The following is a 21,027-nucleotide window of genomic DNA, read 5'->3' as shown; positions in this document are numbered from 1 at the left end:
GGTACGCTTGTTCGAATGCTTGTTTTCAATCGGTTTGTGTAGTGAATTCCCACGCCAATCTTCGTCTCGATGCCAAGGTTTCCTGGATGACTCGCTCGACAATGGCGGCGGTGATCTTCGCCGGAATGCTGTTTGCCACACCTGGGGCATCGAAAGTGGCCCTCGCTCAAGGCTTGTTCGATTCGCGGATGCAGATGGGGGATGCCGAGTTCTTGCCGCCCCCACGAAGCATGCGACAAATCATTCGCGATGCCGAAGAGGCGATCGAGCAAGAACGCTACAGCGACGCGGTCGTCCGACTGGGAGATCTTCTGCTGCGGTCAAGCGACGATCCTGCGTCGGAAATGATGCAGGACTATTACGCTCCGATCGCGTCGGATGCCGAGGAAGAAACCGACGACCAACGTGTGCAGCCAGGACAACCGCTTGGCAACCGAGAGGGAATGCTCGATCGCAATGGGCGGCCGTTGGATGACGAGGCCGCTCAAGCGGAAGAATTGGCGCGGTTGCAAAGTCAATTGCCTCGTAGCCTGCTGGACCATGTCCGTGACTTGATCGGTGGTCTCCCGAAAGAAGGCTTGGAGATTTACGAACTGCGGTACGGGCCTTTGGCTGGCAAGCTGCTGGAAGATGCCGGGCCGAAGCGAGATTGGAAAACGGTCGAACGCGTCCGACGCGAGACCTTCCACACCCAAGCCGGCTACAAAGCATCCGTCCTGTTGGCGGTTCGTGAGTGGATGCTTGGCAACCCGTTGGCCTGTTCGTTGTTGCTGGATGACCTGGTCAGTCAGCAACGCATCGTGGATCAAGTGGGCGAGTCGGTGGTGACCTTGCATGCGATTGCGTGTGCACGTGCGGATCGATCGATCCCGACGCCGACGAAGTATCCCCAAGCCTTCACTTCGTTGTTTCCAACCAGCGAAGCCGTTGATGAGATTGCCTGGAAGGAATGGGTGCTGGCACAGAGTGAATCTGAATTGGTGAGCGCGGAGTCTCTGGCGGAGAATTACCCGTTGTTGGGCGGTGAGGTGGATCGCAATGGTTCCGGTGCTGGGCAAATGCCGCTCAGCAATCCACGTTGGATGGTGGAATCGTCCGCCAGTCCGCGGCAGGAACGAATGATTCAGGAGAAGACTCAACAACTCAAAGCCACCGGGCAGTTGCCGCCTCCCTCTTGGACACCGTTGCGAGTGGGCGATCAGTTGCTGATGCGAACCACTCAGCGATTGTTGGGGGTCGATTTTCGGACGGGCAAACGAGTTTGGCAGTATCCGTGGTTCGCGCCGCCAGAAGCCACATTGACGCCGGACCTCGCCGATCCGATGGAGGAGGAAGAAGACCCCGTTGATATTCTCGTTCAACGTGTTTGGAACGATGTTCCGTTTGGGCAGATCTCGAGCGATGGCCAACGAGTCTTCATGATCGATGATCTGAGTAAAATCGAAATTGAACGGTTCAGTCCGTTTGCCAGTCGCGGCATGTCGTCACTCGCCAACACGTTGGTCGCGTTGGATCTCAAAACCCAAGGCAAGTTGCTGTGGCGACTGGGGAAGTCAGAGTCCACCCCTTCGGCCTTGGCCGAAGCGTTTTTCCTCGGCCCTCCACTTCCCTTTCGAGGTGACCTGTACGTGATCGCCGAGATCGCGGGTGAAGTGGTGCTGCTGTGCTTGGATCCCGCGGATGGATCGGTTCAATGGCAGCAGGTGTTGGTGGCCGTGGAATCAGGTGGGATTGGTGCTGATCCCGTCCGCCGAGTCGCCGGAGCGATGCCCACTTATCACAACGGAATGCTGATCTGCCCAACCGGGGCTGGCGCCACGGTCGCGGTCAATCTGGTTGACCGAACCATTCGTTGGGGCAACCAAATTCCACGAAATCAGGAATTTGTTCATAGTATCTACCGGCCAAACACCCGGGTCTCTTCGAATCAGTTGAGCCGCCGTTGGACGCACTCGCTGGCGATCGCAGAAGGCACCTCGGTGGTGGTCACTCCGATTGAGTGCGATCGATTGCAGGTTCTCGATGTGCTCACCGGACGCAATCGTTTCACGCCCCGAAATCGAATTCGTCTGGCTTACGTTGCAGGGATCCAAGACGGCCTCTTCTTTGTTGTCGGTGCCGATGAAGTGTCGGCGTGTTCGTTGCAAGACGGCACGGAGGTCTGGTCGACGCCGCCTGATTTGGTTCGACCAGGGCAACGCATTTCGGGGCGTGGTGTGTTTGGAAACGATCGCTATTACTTGCCCACCACCACCGACGAACTGATCGAAATTTCGCTGCAAAACGGTGAGGTGTTGCAGCGCCGGACGGTCCGTTTTCCGCTTGGGAACCTGATCGCAATCGATGGCGAGTTGATCTCCCAATCGGCCACGATGGTGGCGGTCGCTTACGGTGAACAATCGCTGCAGCCGCGTGTCGATGCGTTGCTCCAAAAGGATCCGGACAATTTCTTTGCCTTGGTTCGCAAAGCGGAGCTGTTGATCGAACAGGAGCAACGTCCCCGAGCACTGGGCCTGCTCCGAAGAGCTCGGGAATTGGATCCTGACAACGATGAAGTGATCATGTTGTCGGTGGAAGCCATGCTGGGAAGTCTTCGCGAAAATCCGAGCGATACCAGTGTCGACTTGGATGCCCTGATGGAGTTGATTGACCAACCCGAGCAACGGGCGGAACTGTTGGTGCTGCAGATCAAGGGGGCGGTCGCGAAACCCACTTCGCAGATCGAGCATGCGAAGGCGTTGAGGCTGTTGCTGGATTTATCCGAGTTGGTGCTGCGTCATCCAACGCTCAATCGTGACATGGACGCTGTCTTTCCCAATGCGGCTCGTCAGTTCACGGTCGATGATTGGATCAGCGCTCGGGTGTCGCAGTTGGTTTCCTCTGCTACCGAAGAAGACATGGTGGCAATGACGCAAGCCGTGGAGTCATTGGTTTCGACGCGAGGGAACATGGACGGGGCCACGTTGATGCGGACGCTGCAGCATTTCTCACCGGTCGTCGAGGCGACGCGAGGTTTGCGACGAGACATGGCCGCGCGAGCATTGTTGATGGAAGACGGCTTCCTGGCCGAGCGTTTGATTTGGGCGGACACCATGACGACGGATGATGCCTTGAAGTCGTTGAGCAACGATCGTCTGTTGATGCTGTCGAAGCTGTACAGCAAAGAATCGTGGAACCTGGATCGATTGGCGGTGGGAGAACTGCTGGGCCAACGTTTGAGCGAGACAGAACCCACTGGTGCGGACACGTTCATTGAGGACGCGCTGCAAGCCAATCCCGTTCGAGGTCGCGACTACGAGATGGGCGAACAGTGGCCTCGAAACGTCAACTTGGAATGGCAATCGATGCGAATGCCTCGTTCCAGCATGATGATGAACGACCGTCGTTACGCGAAGACAACTCATCTGATGGGGCGTCAACTCCGCGGTTGGAATGCGATGAGTGACAACATGAACTCCTTGGCACTGATCAATCCTTACGGGATTCATCGGGCGATCCCGGTCGAGGGTTTCTCGGGGATGCGATCGTTTGGAAAAGAACTGACCTACAGCGGCAGCCTGATGCTGTTGCTGACTCAATCGGAACTGATCGCCATTGATTTGTTTCGAACCTTGGGTGCCAATGGCGAGGACCCCATTCGTTGGCGACGAACTCTGGGAACCGATGGCCAGCCGGTTGCCAGGCGGCGGAGTGCGGCAACTCCGTTTGGAAATCAGATCTATCGCAACATGATGGTTTCGGCGACGGCGGACAACGGGGATGCTCAGTTGATCCTGGGACCGGTTTTGGGGGATCGATTGTTTCTGTTGCAGGGAACAGAACTGATTTGCTTGGACACGGTGACGGGGGAAGAGCGTTGGCGGACGACAACCGAAGCCGTTGGGACCGCGATCGTGCATGCGGAGGATCGGGTGATGGTCGTCAGTCGGTCGCAGAACCAAATCGAAAGCTATGACATCCACGATGGCGGTTTGCTGGAGACCCAGAAACGGACGCTGGGATCGGTGATCTCGTCACTGGGGTCCCATCTGTTGACGGTGACACAGGTGAACAGAGAAGCCAATGTGCCTGCCGATGTGAGCGAAGAAATGCGAGCCAGCCTGGAGGCAGCCAAGGAGATGCTCGACCCTCAGTTGGTCGAACTGATCGACATGAGAACGGGAGAAACGGTCCAGTTCCGAGTCGCAGACACTCAAAACGTGAACGAAACGGCGGCCTACGCGGAAATGTCCGACGGTCGCTACTTCACGCTGTTGGATCACACCGGCCGGGCAACGATTTGGGATTTGCTATCCGGACGCGAAATCGCGGATGTTATGGTGCCTGCTCGGCAGGGGCTGTACGGGGTTTCGGTGATGTCGATCCAAGATCAAATGTTGATTCTGCCCCGACACCGAAAACCCAATCGAGATTTGGCTGCGACGCGTTCGGTGGCGGTTTCGGGTGGTGCGGCGGTTCAACCAATCACTGCGATGCATGCGATCTCAACCGTGGATGGATCGCTGCGTTGGAGTCGTTCGTTTGACGATGCCTGGGGATGCACGGTGGAGCAACCGTGGGGCACTCCGATGCTGCTGATGGCTCGGGCGCACTTGACCGTGCCCGGCAATGGCGTGCGTCGTCGGCAAATGGATGTGATGGGGATCAGCGTCGTCGATGGCAAGACGTTGCACGAGATCGAACGCAAGGAAACGAACAGCAACACCAATGTGATTGAGAGTCGCGTGAAGCTGATTCCACATCGCAACACGATGCTGGCGGAGATTCAATTGGAACTGTTGACGTACACGTTCAGTGAGGAGGGATCCGGTGACAACGTGGTTCCTGAGCTCACCCCACAAACCGATGGTGAGGACGACGCGAGCGAGGAAGCCGACGACACGCTGGAATGATCCGTTTCAGGGGCGTCCCGAAATCTCGTTGGTAGCTGGACTCACCCGAGTTCAGGAATCGCTGCTGGAACCGAACTCTGGCGAATCCGGCGACACGCGACAGGGGTAGGTAGCTCAGGACGGTTGCTCTTTGTCTCGCACTGCTTCTTTGTTTCAGTCGGCGGGCCGTTCCTTGCCGTAGCCGCCACCGCCTGGCGTTTCCATGACCAACCGATCGCCAGCCTCAACTTCTCGGCTGGTCGCGAAGGGGAGTTCCGTTCGTTGGGATTGATGGATCAGGGTTTGTCGACCGGGTTGGCCTGGTTGCCCGCCTTGAATCCCGTAGGCACGCGTTGTTCGCCGGGAAGTGATGAGAGACAGTGTCAGTGGACGAAGGAATTCCATTTCGCGAATCATTCCGTCACCGCCTCGGTTTTGCCCTGCTCCTCCACTGCCACGACGGATGGCAAACCGCCACAGGCGAATCGGCAATCGTGATTCCAGGATCTCAGGGTCCGTGATTCGCGTGTTGGTCATGTGAGTGTGAACGGCGTCCGCACCTGCTTGAGTCGCCGTTGCACCGGCACCACCGCCGATGGTTTCGTAATAACCAAAGGTTTCATCGCCAAGCAGCAGGTTGTTCATCGTGCCTTGGGATGCGGCGGCGACGCCCAACGCGCCGAGCAAGACATCCACCACGCGATTGCTGGTTTCAACATTGCCAGCGACCACTGCTGGACTGTTCTCGGGGGTGTCGCCAGCAGGCGGCGCGAGCAAGCCCGGAGGGATAACCAGTTCGATTCGCTTCAGCACCCCGTCGCACAACGGCAACTCGCCGGGGACAACGCACCGGAGCACATACAGCACGGCCGCGGTCACGATCGATGGTGTGGCATTGAACCCGTTGGGATGGACCGGACCCGTTCCAGTGAAATCGATTTGCAACCGTCCGGTCGATTGGTCCGGCTGCAGGGTGACTCGCAGGGGCGTGCCGTCGTCGAGTGAATCTTCGAAAACGCGAGGCTCGGTTCCCAGCGTGGCGATCCAGGTCGCGGTGGCTTCTCCCGCGACATGCAGCAACTGCTTCAGCAGATCCATCAGGCGAGACTTGGTCATCGAATCAGCCAAGGCCTGGATTCGATTCGCACCGGCCTGCCCTGCCGCTTCCGCCGCCGCGATGTCGGCCATGTTTTCTTCCACGTTTCGAGAAGGGTACGTGGCGGTGGAAAGCAGTTCGCGAATTCTTGGGTGGTGAGACTTCCCGCTGCGGACCAGGCATTCGTTGTGCAGCACCACGCCTTCTTCTGCCAGACAGGTGGCTGCGGGGGCCATGGATCCCGGGACCATGCCACCGATTTCGGCGTGATGGCATCGTGAGGCGACGAAGAAGTCGCAGGGCCAATCCTTGGGACGCGACGAACCGGACGCGTTTTCGTCGCAAAAAACGGGGGTCACCACAGTGATGTCAGGCAGGTGCGAACCACCGGCATAGGGGTCGTTGCTGAGGTACGAGTCACCCGGTGACATCTCCGGGTAGTCCGCGATCAAACTGCGAACCGTGTGACTCATCGCCCCCAAGTGAACTGGCACGTGGGGTGCGTTGGCGACCAAGGATCCATCGCCCAAGAACACGGCGCAACTGTAGTCACGGCGTTCTTTGACATTCACGCTGACGCTGGTTCGACGGATGACTTCGCCCATCGATTCGGCAATCCCTTGCACGCGTCTCGCGGCGATCTCCATCGCGATGGTGTCATTCAGTTGGTCAGCGGCTGGGAGTGGGGTCTCCTCGACACGCGGGGATTTGGTTTTGTGAATCTCCAAGATCCCTTCGGCGGACAGGGTGGCGGTCCAGTCCGGTTCCACCACCAAGACAGAATAAGGGCCCGTCACCACCGCCGGTCCGATGAGGGTCTGACCGGTCTTCAACGTTTCACGGTCCCAGAGGTCGACGTTTCGATCAGCACCCTGGACCCACATCGAGATCGTTTCAGGCTTCGCGTGAGTGACAGACGCGGCGGGGGAATTCTCGGAGTTGTCCTGTGGGTCGAGGTGATTGGTCTGGTTGGCATTTCGTTCCAGCGTGGCTTCGCAGCGAACGGTGACCACTTCGAGCGGCATGGAGTCGCGACGGTAGCCAAACGTGATTTGGTGTTTGGCATCGAACCGAGCGGGGAGGGTTTCCAATGGAAACAGATCGACTGGCAATGTCGACTGAGTTCCCAGTGGACGTGCATCGCATTGATGGACAATTTGCAGTGGCGTGTCCGGCGAGATGTTTTCTTCTTCGCGGAGTTGAGCCTGGCATTGAAGCAGTGTGTCGTTCGCGGCCGATTCCAGTGGCGAGATCGCGTCCTGGCTCAGTGTTCGGTTGGCGTGTGGGGGTGCACCGTCCGGCACGGCGGATGCGATCGTGAGTTGCAAAGACTGGGACGCGATGCGTCCAATCGGTGCCGCGCCCATTCCGACTGCTGAGAGCAATCCCGAATCAGGATGGTCGATCACGTGAGACATTTCCAATGAGTCAGCGACCTGGCAAAGATGGCCGCCCGCAGCACCGCCGAATCCAACCAACGCCATCTGTCTGGCATCACTTCCTGCGGCAGTGGTGACGACTCGAACGGCTTCGGCCATTTGTGTGACCGCCAGTTGCAGAAATCCATCTGCGAGTTGTTCGGGGCTGAGTGTGCTGTCGCTTGGCAATTGTTGGTGGGTTTGCTGCAGTGCGTTTTGTGCGGCTTTCAAGTTCAGTGGAAATGGGAAGCGATCGATTGGCAGTCGACCCAGCAAAACGTTGACGTCGGTGATCGTCAAAGGTCCACCGTGCCCGTAGCACGCCGGTCCGGGGAATGCTCCGGCACTGTCAGGCCCGACCGTCAAGCGGCCCTCGTGGATCGCACAGACTGACCCGCCACCGGAGGCAATCGTGTGAATGTCCATCATCGGGGTCAGCACGCGGATGCCACCGATCATGCTTTCTTGTCGTCGTCCAACCGTTCCTTCGAAGCGGCTGACATCGGTGCTGGTGCCGCCCATGTCGAGCCCGACTGCTCCGGAGACGCCACACTGCTTGGCGACTTCACCGAGTGCCACGACACCGCCGGCGGGACCCGACAGCACACTGTCTTTGCCGCGGAAACCAGCGGAGGCGACGAGATTGCCTCCGCTGGTCATCCAACGTAAATGGCAGGTTGCTTCGCCACCGAATTGCTCCCACACACGCGCCACGTACGCTTCCAAAATGGGCAACAGGTACGCGTCGAGTGTCGTGGTTTCGGCTCGCGGGACAATTCGAGGCAGCGCTGCGACCTCGGTCGATCGAATCACATCTTTGAACCCGACTTCTTTCGCGATTCGCTGAACGGTCCGCTCGTGAGTTTCGTTGCGATGGGAGTGCAACAAGCAGATCGCCAGCACCAGATCCTCTGGGCTGGACGCTTTGAGATCCTGCAAACCGGAGCGGAGATGGGATTCGTCGAGCGGGATCAGTTCGCCACCCTGGGCATCCAGTCGGCCGCGAACTTCCATGGTTCGAGTCGCCAAAGGTTCGGGTTTGACGATGTCCAAGGCGAACAGATCGGGGCGATCTTGGGTTCCGATCTGCAGCAGGTCCGCAAATCCTTCGGTGATCAACAGAGCGGTCGGGGCACCGTTGCGGGTCAGCAAGGCATTGGTGCCACGAGTTGTGCCCATGCGAATGGAGAGCGCTGGGAGTGGCTGCGGCAATGGGCAAGCCAGCAACACTCGAGTTGCCAGGATGGGCGATTCGATCCTAGCATCGAGCACCCAACTTTGATCGTGGCGAACTTGATTGGCCGGTTGGTTCAATTGCAGTCGAACGGTGTTCGCGGATTTTCTCTGGCAACCCAGTACGGTGAACGAGTCACCCTCCAACGCTGATTCACCTTGCTCGAAAAGTTTGGCGGATTCCCAGAAGCCATCGATGGCAAATCGTGGTGGGAGTTCGACATCCACGTGCGTGAAGTCGTCGCTGTGGTCCACCACTCGAACCGACACCAATCCACTGCTGAGGACTTTGATGGCGTCGCGTTGGCGATGTCCGTCTGGATGGGTTTGTTGGACCAAGCAATCCGTGAAGGTGCCACCGACATCAACCCAGACTTCAATCGGTTCAGTGTTCATGGAGAGTCACGAAATGATGAGCGGGAAATCAGTGTCAGGTACCTTTTGCGCGAAGCACCCATGGCAGTTCCGGCAAGGGAGCTGACACTGATTTTCCGACCGTTCCTAGGGGTATGAAAAGCCGGTCTTCGTTTTGTCACTGACGGTGACCGCGGTGTCACTCCACCAAGTCGCGGTCTCTCACGCCGAGCAGGTAGAGAACGGCGTCCAGCCCCAGTGTGGAGACTTGATGCTCAGCCGATTCCCGCACAATGGGCTTGGCGTGAAAGGCGATCCCCAGGCCGGCTCGGGAGAGCATGGGCAGGTCGTTCGCACCGTCGCCGATCGCGATCATCTGTTTGCGGTCGACGCCTTCGTTGGCGGCGAGTTGTTCGAGAAGCAAGGCTTTGCGCTCGGCATTGACGATGGGACCGAGGACCCGTCCCGTCAGCTTTCCGTCGATGATTTCCAGTTCGTTGGCGTGCACATGGTCGATGCCCAACAGCTTTTGAAGGTGCTCGCCAAAGTAGGTGAAGCCACCACTCAAAATCGCGGTTGTGTAGCCAAACCGACGGAGGTTGGAAAGCAATCGTTCGGCACCTTCGGTCAACTGCAATCGCTCGGCGACTTTGGGAAGGACGCTCTCAGGCAATCCTTCCAAGGATTGCACGCGTTGGCGAAGCGACTCGTCAAAGTCGATTTCACCTCGCATCGCCGCCTCGGTGATCGCACTGACTTTTTCTCCGGCACCCGCTTCCTTGGCCAGTTCGTCGATCACTTCGGCTTGCAGCAAGGTTGAGTCCATGTCGAGCGCGACGATGCGTCGGTTGCGGCGGAAGGCATCGTCTCGCTGCCATGCCAGATCCAAATTCAAGCGGTTGGACAGATCCAACAGACTGGCTTTGAGAGCGTTGGCGTCCGTTGGATCGCCTCGCAAAGAGAACTCCACGCAAGCGCGAGTCAGTTCGTCGCCAGGGTCTCGCTCGGGGCGGCCGGACAACCGCGTGATCACGTCGATGTTCAGTCCCTGGTCAGAGACCAACCGGCTGACCGCTGCAAATTGCTCGGCGGTAACCGAACGGGAAAGCAGCGTCAGAATGAATCGCGATTTGCCTTGGCGTTTGACCCAAGCGTCGTAGTCCGGGTCGCAAACGATTTTTGCTTTGCATTTCAGACCGAGTTTGCGACTCTTGCGTCGCATCTTTCGAATCAATCTTTCGGGGTCTTCGCTGCCCGGAATTTGAACCAGCATGCCCAGTAGCAGCGATCGATGGATCACCGCTTGATTGACATCGATGACTCGGCAATTGAATCGGTGCAAGCGTTCCGAGATCGACGCGGTCAAACCCGGGCAATCGTCGCCGGTGAATCGAAGCAAGACGATGGTTGGCGGGGTCATTGCGATTGCGGAAGACGCGTGCGGGGATGGCAAAGTGGATTCGTTCACAACAGCGTTGGGGTGGGACTCGAGAGCGTTGGTGGTGGCGGACACGATCAGTCGCTGTGAAAGAGTGAAAGGACTTCGTCGGCATCGGACAAATCGATCAAGGCGACGATGATGTCATTGACTTCCAGAACATCGCTGGCGGTGGGCACACGCACGAATCCGTCGCGTTGAATCGCGGCAATCAAGCATCGGCCTGCCAGCGGCAGATTGGCGAGCGACGCCTGGGTGACGGGGGATCCTTCCAGGATTTCCAGTTCGTAGACCCCGATCGAGCCGTTGGGCAATTTGCTTTGGCTGATGATGGCTCCTTCGTTGAGGAACCCCAGGATTTGCCGAGCGACGACGTCGCGTTCACTGACCGCCAAGTCGATGCCCAGTTTTCCGACCACGTTGGCGTAGTCCGGTCGCCCCACCACGCACATCACGCGAGAGGCACCCAGTTCACGAGCCTCGACGCCGGCCATGATGTTGTTTTCGTCGTTTCCGGTGCAGCCAACGAAGTAGTCCACCGTGCCGCCGCCTTCGTCTTCCAAAACGCTGCGTCGGTTGGCGTTGGCATGCACCACGGTGACGTCAGGCAGCAGCTTGGCCAGTTGTTCACAACGTTTCGCGTCTTGTTCCAGCAGCACGGTGCGAAAGTCTTCACGACCCAGCAAACCGGCCAGGTGATAACCGGTTTCACCACCACCGGCGATCATGACCTTGGACTGTTTGCGACGTCGTTTTTCGCCGCCAAAGATTTGCCGGGCAACACTGACGGCGTCCGGCATCCCGACCAAGCTGACTCGGTCACCCGCACGTGTTTCGTCGGCACCGCTGGCGATCCACATCCGGCCTTCGCGGGCCAGGGATCCCACTCGGACCCTGGGCGGAAGTTGCAGTTCCATCAGCTTCTTGCCTGCGGCGGCGGATCCGACTGCCACGTCCATTTCGTAGACCTGCAGTTGGCCACGCGCGAAGTGTTCCAGCGGGATGGCGTCGGGGTTGCGAATCGCGCGAGCCAATTCGGAAGCGGAAAGCTGTTCGAGCGAAAGCAGACTGTCGATTTGAAAGTGACGTTGATAGTCAAACGTCGACAGGTCACGAAAGGCGGGGGCGTAAACGCGAGCGATCGCGCGGCGGGCACCCAACGCCTTGGCCATGCTGGCGGCAACAATGTTGACCTCGTCGTCTCCGGTGACGGCCAGGCACAAGTCGGCGCTGAGCACGTCGGCGGAGAACAGCACGGTGCTCTGGGAGGCATTTCCCTCGATCGCACGCACGTCCAATTCACTGTTGATGGATCGCACGATTTCGGGATCGCTGTCGATCAGCGTGACGCTGTGCCGGCGTCGGCACAGCATGTCGGCGATCCAGCGTCCAACGGTGCCGCCACCGAGAGTCAGAATCCTCATCGGCTCAGACCATCCAGTCCAAGACGAGAACCAAGGCGAAAACGACCGCCATGAAGCCGGTGATCCAACGGGCCGTGTGGAAGGCGTGTCGCAGGATCAACGACAAATCCTCATGCCGAGTCGCACCAAACACCAGCGAGATCGCAATGATCAGTGGCAGGTAGTACAGCAAATAGGTGGGCGAAATTGAAAGCACAGCGGATTCCAGGAAAGGTTTGAAGTCCCCGCATCCTAGATCAAACCACCGCGAATCGGCAATGTCATGGGGGGAGAGAGCTTCTAGCTTCTAGCTTCTAGCTTCTAGCTTCTAGCTTCTAGCTTCTAGCTCCTAGCTCCTAGCTCCTAGCTCGTGCTCGTGCTCGTGCTCGTGCTCGTGCTCGTGCTCGTGCTCGTGCTCGTGCCCCTGCCCCTGCCCCTGCCCCCCTGCCCCCTTGCCCCCCTGCCCCCCTGCCCCTGTGCCCCTGTGCCCCTGTGCCCCTGTGCCCCTGTGCCCCTGTGCCCCTTTCCTCCTCTCCCACGCCTCCTGGGGTATGATGCCCCCTTCGGCGAGTTTTTCTCACCAAACAGGCAAGAATTGCATCCATGATCGGAGAGACGCAGATGAGCAGCGGATTGAGCGGCAACGAGCAAGTGACAACGCGAACGAGTTGGGGGGTGAAACGGGGCCTGGTGGCCGCGGTTGTCTTCGCGGCTTTGCATGGGAATTTGGCGATGGCGGAAACACTGAACGTTTGGTTCGGAACCACCACCCCTCGGGGAGGTGCCAGTGAAGGGATCTACCATGCCACCTTCGACACCGATTCGGGCAAACTGAGCTCGGCGAGCTTGGCAGTGAAAGCCTCGCAACCTGGGTTCTTGGCGATGCATCCGAGCAAGCCCGTGCTGTACGCCACCAGCGGAAGTGGCGTGACGGCCTACCGCGTGCAAGCTGATTCCAAGGACGCGAAGTTGGTGGAACTGGGATCGGTCGAGAGCGGTGACGGCGGGGTCGCTCACTTGGCGACCGATCGCACCGGATCGGTTCTGTTGTCGGCGCAGTACGGCGGTGGCTCGACGACGTTGTATGAATTGGCCGAAGACGGTTCGGTCGCACGCCGCGTGGAGGTCCATGAACACGATGCCCTGTTGTCGCCAGCGGGATCGGGGGTGGTTGAAAACCGCCAAAACGCACCGCATGCACACTGGGTCGGGACCTCGCCAGACAACCGCTTCGCGTTCACTCCGGATCTGGGGATGGACAAGGTCGTGATTTGGAAGTTGGATCCCAACGGACCTGGTCTGAAACATCATGGTTTTGGCGAAGGGATCCCCGGTGGCGGACCACGTCACATGAAGTTCAGCCCAGACGGCAAACGCATTTACCTGCTCAACGAGTTGGCTCTGTCGGTCACCGCGTTCGACTACGACGCGAAGGCGGGCACGATGACGGCCGGGCAAACCATCCCTGCCCTGTCGGAAGAAACCAAGGCGAAGGAGCGTTTCAACAGTGCTTCTGAAATTCGAGTGCACCCGTCCGGCAAGTTTGTTTATTCCGCGAACCGTGGCCACGACAGCATATCGGTCTTTCGTGTGGATGACTCCGGTGAAATGCAATTGGTGGAAGTCGAAGCCATTCGCGGCGGTTGGCCTCGAAACTTCAATCTCGATCCCAGCGGTCGCTGGTTGATTGCAGCGGGCCGAGACAGCCACACTGCCACTGTCTTTGAAGTCGACGGGGACACTGGCGAACTGACCTTCACACGTCAAACCCAACAGGTTCCCACGCCCATTTGCGTGCTGTTCAGCAAGTAGCTGGGATCAACAGATCGAGGGCTCAAGCGGACCTGAGCCCTCGGTCGAACCGCGTCACCGATAGAGGGTGCAATGATGAGACTTCCGAGTTGTATTGGGGGGCTGTTGATTTGGCCCTGCCTGGTCATGTCCATCGCCTGTTTGCTCGGCATGTCAGATGGCGGTTTCGCAGACGAGCCTCCCGGTGAAAGCCTCACGGGTGGAGGCGTGCCTGGGACGGTCAAGTGGCGGGAACCGGTGGAGTTCACTCGCCGAAGTCTTGAATTGCCGGGTTACGTGCAACCGGCTTTGGGAGCCGCTGACGACAAAGCGGTCATCGCAGTCGCCTTCTCGCAAGATGCAAAATGGATGGCCACCGGCAACGCCGCAGGCCAAGTCTTGCTGCGCCGCACCGGCGAACCCGAAGTGCAGCAAGAGATGATCGGTGAGCACCACACGATTGTCCGCGGTCTTCAGTTTCTCAGTGGGGGGAAGTTTCTGGCGTCTCTGGATGTCGAAGGTCGGCTGCTTCTGTGGTCCACCAGCACCGGCGAGAAGGTTCAGGAGTTGGCTCCCATTGACCAGGTGCTCGCGATTGGCGTGGGGAGCGATGACGGTCGGCTCATTGGGCTTTCTGAAGGAACCACGTTGCGGGTTTGGGAACAGGAAGATGATCGATGGCACGAGACGCAGGAGGTCTCGCTGGAGATGCCCTGTTCCTTGTTGTCGGTCAGTCGGGATGCCAATGTGGCGGTGGTGGTTTCACAACCGAACGTCTGGCAGGTTCACCGTTTTCCGGCGAGCGTTGTTGGCCAATCGGAGAAAAAACAAGCAGGTGACGTCGTCAGCGAAGAGCCATTCACGGCAGACTCCAACGGGCTGAACGCCATCAGTGCTGTCCGAGTGTCGCCCAATGGTGATCGGGTGGCATTGGGGTGGGATGATGGATCCATCACTGTTCACTTGACCGCGGACGGCAGTGAGAAATTTCGTTGGTGGAAGCATCCCAACAGGGTCACCAATCTTTGCTTTTCAAAAACGGGCAAGATGTTGCTGAGCGGATGTTTTCGAGACCGCATTCGTGTCTGGGATCTTGCCCGTGGACAGCACATCAACGATCGAGAGGTGGGTTTGGAATTGGTCGCGGCGATGGAGTTGACCGACGACCCACAGCGTTTGGTGGTAGCGGGAGCCGGACCGGATGTTGTTGTGTTGGATGTGCAGGTACCCGCGAATCGATTCGTTCCCGCATTTGCTCGGCCGCGAGCCTGGAACAACAAAGCGGTCCATGGGGTTCGGTTTGTTCCAGGAAAAGACGAAATCGCGGTGGTCGCGAAACTGGGCACGATTGAACGACTTGATCTGCAGGGAAAACGTCTGCAAAAGGCGACGCTGCTCGAGCCAGGTCGCGGCAAGCTGGTCACCGCCATGGTTTCTCCTGATGGCCAGTTCAGTGTGCGCGGTTATGCGTCGGGAGAGGTCCTGGTTCATCGCCAGGGAAATGGAAACCCGCTCTGGAAGTCGAACCTGGGGAGTCGAGTCAATGCGCTGGATATCTCCCGCGATTCCAAGTGGTTGGCGGTCGCCAGCGGTCGGAATTCCGTTTTGCGAGTCATGGATCTTCCGACCGGACGGGAGGTTTCTCGCACAGCGAATTTAGACCAAGACATTCGCCGGGTGCGTTTTGATCCTGACGCAGCAACCTTGCTTTCGAACGGGCATCAAGGTCGACTCTCCGATCATATCGGCGTGTTGACGCGATGGTCCGTCAAAGATGCGAAGCAGCTCAATCGAGTTCAATCGCCCGACATCTACAGTTGTGTGGAAGTCAGCCCTGACGGATCGCGGATCGTTACGGGTGGCATGACCGGCGTGGTGCAATTGTTCGATGACCAATTGCGATTGCTGAAAACGTATGAAGTGGGTGGGCGGGGTGGAATCCACGTGCTGCGTCTGTTTGATTCAAAGCACTTGTTTGTCGGGACCTACAAAGGCAGTGTGCTGTGCATCGACTTGGAGACGGGGATGGAACTTGCCAGGTTGGAACCATTGCCGGAACACTTGTTGATGCCAGTACGCGACATTGACTACGACGCCAAAACCGAAACGCTGATCGCGGCGGGCGGCTACGACGGGCAAGAATCCATGCGTCTTTATTCGCTCAAAGAATTTTTCCCAGTGATTGACGCGGTGGGTGTTCCAGTGATCAAGACACCGCCTCGCCTCCATCAATGATCTTGGATTGGGGGACGGTGGCGTTCCGGTTCGGTGGATGGTCATTGCTGAATGGAACACACAGCTACGACATGAACGCAAGCAGGAGTCCTTTGCATGAACGAAACGAAGAAGGTTGCCATTGTCACCGGTGGGTCGCGGGGAATCGGTGCGGCGATTGCCGAACGATTGGCGAGCGATGGATTCTCGGTGGTGATCAACTACGCGAGCAGTTCCCAGGCGGCGGACGAACTGACCGAGCGAATCATAGAAGCGGGTGGTTCGGCACAGTCATTTCAAGCCGATGTGAGCGACTCGGACGCGGTCGAGAAACTCTTTGATTTCGCGACGGTGTCGTTCGGCGGGGTGGACGTGTTGGTCAACAACGCTGGCGTTCTGAAGATGCAACCGCTGGCGGAGTTTTCCGACGAGGACTTTGATCGATTGGTGGATATCAATCTGAAAGGTTGCTTTCACACGATGCGAGAAGCGTCCCGTCGACTTCGTGATGGCGGACGGGTGATCAATTTATCGTCCAGTGTGATTGGATTGCGGATGCCGAACTACGGTGTCTACTCAGCAACCAAAGCGGCCGTGGAGGCCATGTCGGCTGTCCTGGCGAACGAATTGAGAGGGCGGCAGATCACGGTCAATTCCGTCGCGCCTGGTCCGACCGCGACCAAGCTTTTTCTAGATGACAAATCGGACGAATTGATCGATCGCTTGACCAACATGTCGCCGTTGGAACGTCTCGGCCAACCCAGTGACATCGCGTCCGTGATTTCCTTTCTGGCGGGGCCAGATGGGGCTTGGGTGAATGGTCAAACGCTGCGTGCCAATGGGGGAGTGGTTTGAGAGTGGAAAGGGCCTTAGGGCCTTAGGGCCTTAGGGACTCAGGGACTCAGGGACTCAGGGACTCAGGGACTCAGGGACTCAGGCCTCAGGACTCAGGACTCAGGACTCAGGCCTCAGGACTCAGGACTCAGGACTCAGGACTCAGGACTCAGGACTCAGGACTCAGGACTCAGGACTCAGGACTCAGGACTCAGGAAGCTGCTGGTCTGTCACAGCTAAAAGTTCGGGTTGATCGTAGTGGACGAGGCGACGAGTCCTTGGATTTGACGCCAGTTCAGGACTCGTCGCCTCGTCCACTACCCTCGGGATAAGTCATGACAGACCACTCGAAATCAGCGGATGCTGGCTTGTTCGATTTGTGTGAGTTCTCGTTCGGCATTGGTGACACTTCGGCCGCCGATCTTTTGACGCGCGAGTTCTGATTTCATTGCCATGGCATACAAACCGCATGAGACGACGATTCCGATCACGCCCACAATCAGTGACGGGTAAAGTGAGTTGGGGTGCAGGACCTGATCGAACCCTGCGGCCACGACAACGGGGATCCAAATCAACCACCATGCGAAGCCGATGACGGGACCGACCCACAAAGAAAAACGCCTGACGGCGCCGAGCTTCTCGCGAATTTCGGTGATCGGTTGGGACGTGTCGATGCGTTTGATTCGAACCAAGACGTTGGCCGCCGAAATGATCAAGAACAACCCGTAGACGTGCACGATCACACCACAGACCAGTCGATGTGGCACGTGCGTGTTGGGGGCCCAGCAGTAAGCACCCAGCGCGATGAGAGCGACTCCGATCATAATTTGAAGCACCTGGCCGACACCCAGAGGTCGCAACGCTGATTTGACCCGCTCCATGAGTTGGCGACGTGTCAGGAGCAAACGGCCGGCGAGTTCTTGCTCGTGCATCCCAGCGGAGGAAGGGAGACGGTCTCGTTGTGACGCCGAGTCCACGATCTGGGTTGGAGCGAGCGCGGCCCGGTCACCGGACGCAATGGACTGCATATCGGATTTGATTTGGCTGGCTCGTTGATAGCGTCTCCGAGGTTCCTTTTCCAGTGTTCGCAGAACGACATCATCCAAACGAACATCGATCTCGACCTTTTGGGATGGGGCCGCGAAACGACCGATCGGAAGTTCACCCGTCAGCATTTCGTAGAACACGACGCCCAGCGAATAGATGTCGGCGCGATGGTCGACGCCACGTGCACCTTCAAGTTGTTCAGGGGCCATGTACCGCGGCGTTCCCATGATCTGGTGGGTGCCGGTGAGCGCTGATGGTTGGTCTTGATCGCCGAGGAGTCGCGAAAGTCCGAAGTCGGCGATCTTCACCGAGCCATCGACCGCCATCAGGATGTTTTCTGGTTTGATGTCGCGGTGGATGACGCCGTTGTCATGAGCGAACTGGAGCGCGTCGCAAAGATGCGGCACGATCGCGAGCGCATGGGCGGGGGCGAGTTGGCCGGCCGCGACCACATCACGCAGCGTGGACCCGTCAACGTACTCCATCAAGAAGTAGTACGTGTCGTCGACGTGCCCGAACTCATAGACCGAGACAATATTCGGATGGTTCAATTTCGCGAGCGTGCGAGCTTCACGAGTGAACCGCAATGCGAACTTGACATCGTGTCCGAATTCTTCGGGGAGGATTTTAAGGGCAACGACACGATCAAGGCCTTCTTGGCGTGCTTTGTAGACCGCACCCATTCCGCCCGCGCCGAGTAGTTCGGTGATCTTCAAATTGGGGAATCGCTTTCCCAGTTGCTCCACCGACGGTGGGATGAAGGCTCGCTTGGGTTGGCCGTTTCCACGAAATGCGTCGCGGATCACCTGGGCGTTGTCTTGAAAACGATCCAGGTAGTCTTGCTCGGTGGGTTGCTCAGCCCGTCGTCGGCGATAATCGATATCCAACACAATCAGTTCCGCTAGCAGGACGTCCCGTTCGTCCGGCGGAATGTCCTCGGTTAGAAAGGATTCAATGCTGGGCGATTGATCGGTTTGCCATTTGTGCTCGAAGTCCGCGCACAGGTCGTCAATTCGTTCCAAGGTCGCGATCGGTAGTTTCTTTTGGCGAATGCTCATCGAACAGTTCCTGGTGACATTTTTCACGGATGAGGTGCAGACGACGTTCAATCGTCCGTTCGGAGCATCCAAATCGTGCGGCAAGTTCCGCGTTGGAATACCCTTCTAACTTGGCACCCGCCAAATCTCGCAGTTGCCCGACACCTAAATGCGAAAAAAATTGCTCCACGGATTCCTCCATCATCAATACCATCTCGGGGGATGGCTCATCGCCGATGGCCTCGATGAAGGATTGGTTTTCGTCACGTTTGTCCAGTGAATGAAGCTGAACATCCCCGCCCCGTCGCTGGCGATGATCGCGACGTTTTTTGTCGACCACTTTTCGGGCGGACATCTTCAACAGCAAACGCCACAAATCGTCTCGGTCGGAAAGATCCGGAAAGCGGCCTTTTTGAGCGGCTGAATAAAAACTGTCGAAGACGCTCAGGACAATGTCTTCTTCGTCCGAGACGGCGCGGTTTTGACCGAAGAGTTTGTTTCGAACCGATCGCACCAGCCGATCATAGTAGTGCTGCCAAATCTGGTTGGCAGCAATGGAATCGCCGTCTTTGACTTGGTCGATCCAGTGGCTGATGTTTCTTGATTCTGACATAAAAACAACTGTTGCATCGCAAACCACCTGTGACAACACCACGTCGACGCCGCTTTCGGTTCGTGCAGCGCAGGCGTTCCTGATTGTCGAAGATTACCCGCCCTCGATCTAGCCGGAGCACAAACTTGCCCCAAGTGCAGGCAGTCTTTGCAGCACGCTTTGCAAGTGGTCCGAGATTTGGTGGACAAATTCGACGTCTTGTTCGTGAGCCACGATATAGAGCACGAACAGGCTGTACATGGTGAGCAAAGCGAACGCTTTGCCCCGTTTCATTTCGACGGTCTTGGTTCCATCGGAGGCGACGCCTCGTTTGCCGATGTAGTAGATCAAGAAACCGACGATCGTCAGAAGGAAGAGGAACAACCGCAGTTCACCGCTTTGAGCTGCGATCTCAGGTTCCATCTGAATTGGGCCGTGAAACAAAGTGAACAGAAACAGCGGAAACCCAAGCGCGAAGCAGATGTCAAAGATGTTGCTGCCCAACGCGTTGGCCACCGCATCGTCGTAGTCGCCGTCCCGAGCGTCGCGAATGGACATGACCGTGTCCGGAACACTGGTTGCCATCGACGCAAAGATGACCGCGACGAACATCGCTGGCATGCCAAGCCCTTCAAAGGTTTGCCCGAACAATTCGTAGGAAGGGTTCTCGAGGTTGGCAGGGCCGCTGCCGAGCCACTCGCAGGCCAACACCAACGCCCAGCAGGCAACGGCGATGACCCCGGTGCTGGTCAGCAGCAATCCCCAGCCGTTCCAGGTTTCTTGCTTCATCTGTTCGCGGTGATGGTCTTTGACAAACCATCGTTCCAGATCCAGCAACGGTCCTCCCGAGATCCAGTAGAACAAGGTGGCGAGCAGTCCGCGTGGGGCATCGTCCTCTTCCGAGTCTTCTTCTTCATCCAGGGTGTTTTCGGAAGGGTTCCTCTCAGAAGGCTTCATCGTCGTCAGCATGTACGTGAGGTAGGCCCCGTACATCAGCATCAGGATCAAACCTTGCCACCAATGAAGTTGTTCCCCGTTGATCAGCAGGATCAAAATGAACTCGCAGAGAATCAACGAGAGGCCATCACGCAGAAGGACTCGCGTGGAAACGTTGACCGAAGTGACGCGGACTCCCATCACGACAAAGCCCACCACGCTGAGGATGCAGACGGCCGGGATGATCATCCCGTTGAACAACGCGCTTCCGGCTGTGGTGCCGATTCCGATCGAAAACCCATCGCGATCGGAAAGCACAAACAGTGCGATCAGGGTCGTGAAGAGTTCTGGGACGGAACTGGAGATGGCATTGATCGTGCCGCCACGAACGCCTTCGGAAAGATTGCGGCCGATGTACTCACTCGCGATTTCGAATCCGTCGCAGGCTCGCCAGATGACCAAGCAGGTGAGGAAGATCAGAACGAGTGGGATGACGATGCCCATGGAAGCCTTGGAAACGGGAAAGAGGGAGTTTGATTCGTTGAATGCTCGCGACCGCAAAGAATGACATCGCGACGGTAACAATTACAAGCGGCGGATCAAGTTTGCCAGGGCCCCGGATGGTGTTTGGGTTCCACATTTGGTTTCACGAAGGTGTCTCAGAATGCAATGCATGCATGTCAAAATGAAGGCGGAATGCTCTGAGAGGACTCGGCGGTGGCTGCTCAAGGACACTCCCCTGCCCCGTGAAACATCCCGCGAG

General features: G+C 57.8%; 11 protein-coding genes. 4 read left to right on the top strand and 7 right to left on the bottom strand.

Annotated features, from left to right (window positions below):
* Window positions 1-86: 86 nt before the first annotated feature.
* On the top strand, window positions 87-4,892 hold the full coding sequence (locus UH5x_RS13055; RefSeq protein WP_482635889.1) for an outer membrane protein assembly factor BamB family protein: 4,806 nt from the start codon (window positions 87-89) through the stop codon (window positions 4,890-4,892).
* Between the two features lie 153 nt (window positions 4,893-5,045).
* Here the strand turns inward: UH5x_RS13055 and UH5x_RS13050 are convergent, their stop codons facing one another.
* The 4 genes from UH5x_RS13050 to UH5x_RS13035 form a co-directional block, all read right to left on the bottom strand.
* Window positions 5,046-9,014, bottom strand: coding sequence for a hydantoinase B/oxoprolinase family protein (locus UH5x_RS13050; RefSeq protein ID WP_482635888.1), 3,969 nt, complete (start codon window positions 9,012-9,014; stop codon window positions 5,046-5,048).
* Window positions 9,015-9,171: 157 nt separating this feature from the next.
* Complete coding sequence (gene serB / locus UH5x_RS13045) at window positions 9,172-10,440, bottom strand: phosphoserine phosphatase SerB (RefSeq protein ID WP_047813036.1); 1,269 nt, start codon at window positions 10,438-10,440, stop codon at window positions 9,172-9,174.
* A gap of 47 nt (window positions 10,441-10,487) precedes the next feature.
* The gene (trkA, locus tag UH5x_RS13040; protein WP_047812899.1) at window positions 10,488-11,834 is read right to left on the bottom strand and encodes a Trk system potassium transporter TrkA; all 1,347 of its coding nucleotides are present in this window, start codon (window positions 11,832-11,834) and stop codon (window positions 10,488-10,490) included.
* 4 nt (window positions 11,835-11,838) lie between these two features.
* Window positions 11,839-12,030: a hypothetical protein gene (locus UH5x_RS13035; RefSeq protein ID WP_047812898.1), complete on the bottom strand. Its 192-nt coding sequence runs from the start codon at window positions 12,028-12,030 to the stop codon at window positions 11,839-11,841.
* A gap of 386 nt (window positions 12,031-12,416) precedes the next feature.
* Here UH5x_RS13035 and UH5x_RS13030 point away from each other — a divergent pair, with 386 nt between their 5' ends.
* The 3 genes from UH5x_RS13030 (at window position 12,417) to UH5x_RS13020 (ending at window position 16,673) form a co-directional block, all read left to right on the top strand.
* Window positions 12,417-13,625 (top strand): lactonase family protein, encoded by a 1,209-nt coding sequence (locus UH5x_RS13030; RefSeq protein WP_482635887.1) that lies wholly within the window; start codon window positions 12,417-12,419, stop codon window positions 13,623-13,625.
* A 126-nt stretch (window positions 13,626-13,751) separates the two neighbouring features.
* The gene (locus UH5x_RS13025; protein WP_482635886.1) at window positions 13,752-15,839 is read left to right on the top strand and encodes a WD40 repeat domain-containing protein; all 2,088 of its coding nucleotides are present in this window, start codon (window positions 13,752-13,754) and stop codon (window positions 15,837-15,839) included.
* Between the two features lie 96 nt (window positions 15,840-15,935).
* Complete coding sequence (locus UH5x_RS13020; RefSeq protein ID WP_482635885.1) at window positions 15,936-16,673, top strand: SDR family oxidoreductase; 738 nt, start codon at window positions 15,936-15,938, stop codon at window positions 16,671-16,673.
* Between the two features lie 332 nt (window positions 16,674-17,005).
* Here UH5x_RS13020 and UH5x_RS13015 read toward each other — a convergent pair whose 3' ends face one another.
* From UH5x_RS13015 to UH5x_RS13005, 3 genes are all read right to left on the bottom strand, one after another.
* Window positions 17,006-18,721 carry a serine/threonine-protein kinase gene (locus tag UH5x_RS13015; protein WP_482635980.1) on the bottom strand — a complete coding sequence of 572 codons (1,716 nt, stop codon included), beginning with the start codon at window positions 18,719-18,721 and terminating at the stop codon, window positions 17,006-17,008.
* The gene (locus UH5x_RS13010) at window positions 18,708-19,349 is read right to left on the bottom strand and encodes an ECF-type sigma factor (RefSeq protein ID WP_482635884.1); all 642 of its coding nucleotides are present in this window, start codon (window positions 19,347-19,349) and stop codon (window positions 18,708-18,710) included. The genes UH5x_RS13015 and UH5x_RS13010 overlap by 14 nt, the downstream gene beginning before the upstream one ends.
* 108 nt (window positions 19,350-19,457) lie before the next feature.
* On the bottom strand, window positions 19,458-20,768 hold the full coding sequence (locus UH5x_RS13005) for a sodium:calcium antiporter (protein WP_482635883.1): 1,311 nt from the start codon (window positions 20,766-20,768) through the stop codon (window positions 19,458-19,460).
* Window positions 20,769-21,027: the final 259 nt, after the last annotated feature.

This window comes from Rhodopirellula sp. UH5 (assembly GCF_056839225.1).
Note: the sequence above shows the minus strand (reverse complement) of the source record. Positions and strands in the feature narration are given on the sequence as shown.

Excerpts from the sequence above, each read along its gene's own strand:
- UH5x_RS13055 (WP_482635889.1), top strand. The coding sequence starts at position 87 with ATGACTCGCTCGACAATGGCGGCGGTGATCTTCGCCGGAATGCTGTTT.
- UH5x_RS13050 (WP_482635888.1), bottom strand. The coding sequence starts at position 9,014 with ATGAACACTGAACCGATTGAAGTCTGGGTTGATGTCGGTGGCACCTTC.
- trkA (WP_047812899.1), bottom strand. The coding sequence starts at position 11,834 with ATGAGGATTCTGACTCTCGGTGGCGGCACCGTTGGACGCTGGATCGCC.
- UH5x_RS13030 (WP_482635887.1), top strand. The coding sequence starts at position 12,417 with ATGATCGGAGAGACGCAGATGAGCAGCGGATTGAGCGGCAACGAGCAA.
- UH5x_RS13025 (WP_482635886.1), top strand. The coding sequence starts at position 13,752 with ATGTCCATCGCCTGTTTGCTCGGCATGTCAGATGGCGGTTTCGCAGAC.
- UH5x_RS13020 (WP_482635885.1), top strand. The coding sequence starts at position 15,936 with ATGAACGAAACGAAGAAGGTTGCCATTGTCACCGGTGGGTCGCGGGGA.
- UH5x_RS13010 (WP_482635884.1), bottom strand. The coding sequence starts at position 19,349 with ATGTCAGAATCAAGAAACATCAGCCACTGGATCGACCAAGTCAAAGAC.
- UH5x_RS13005 (WP_482635883.1), bottom strand. The coding sequence starts at position 20,768 with ATGGGCATCGTCATCCCACTCGTTCTGATCTTCCTCACCTGCTTGGTC.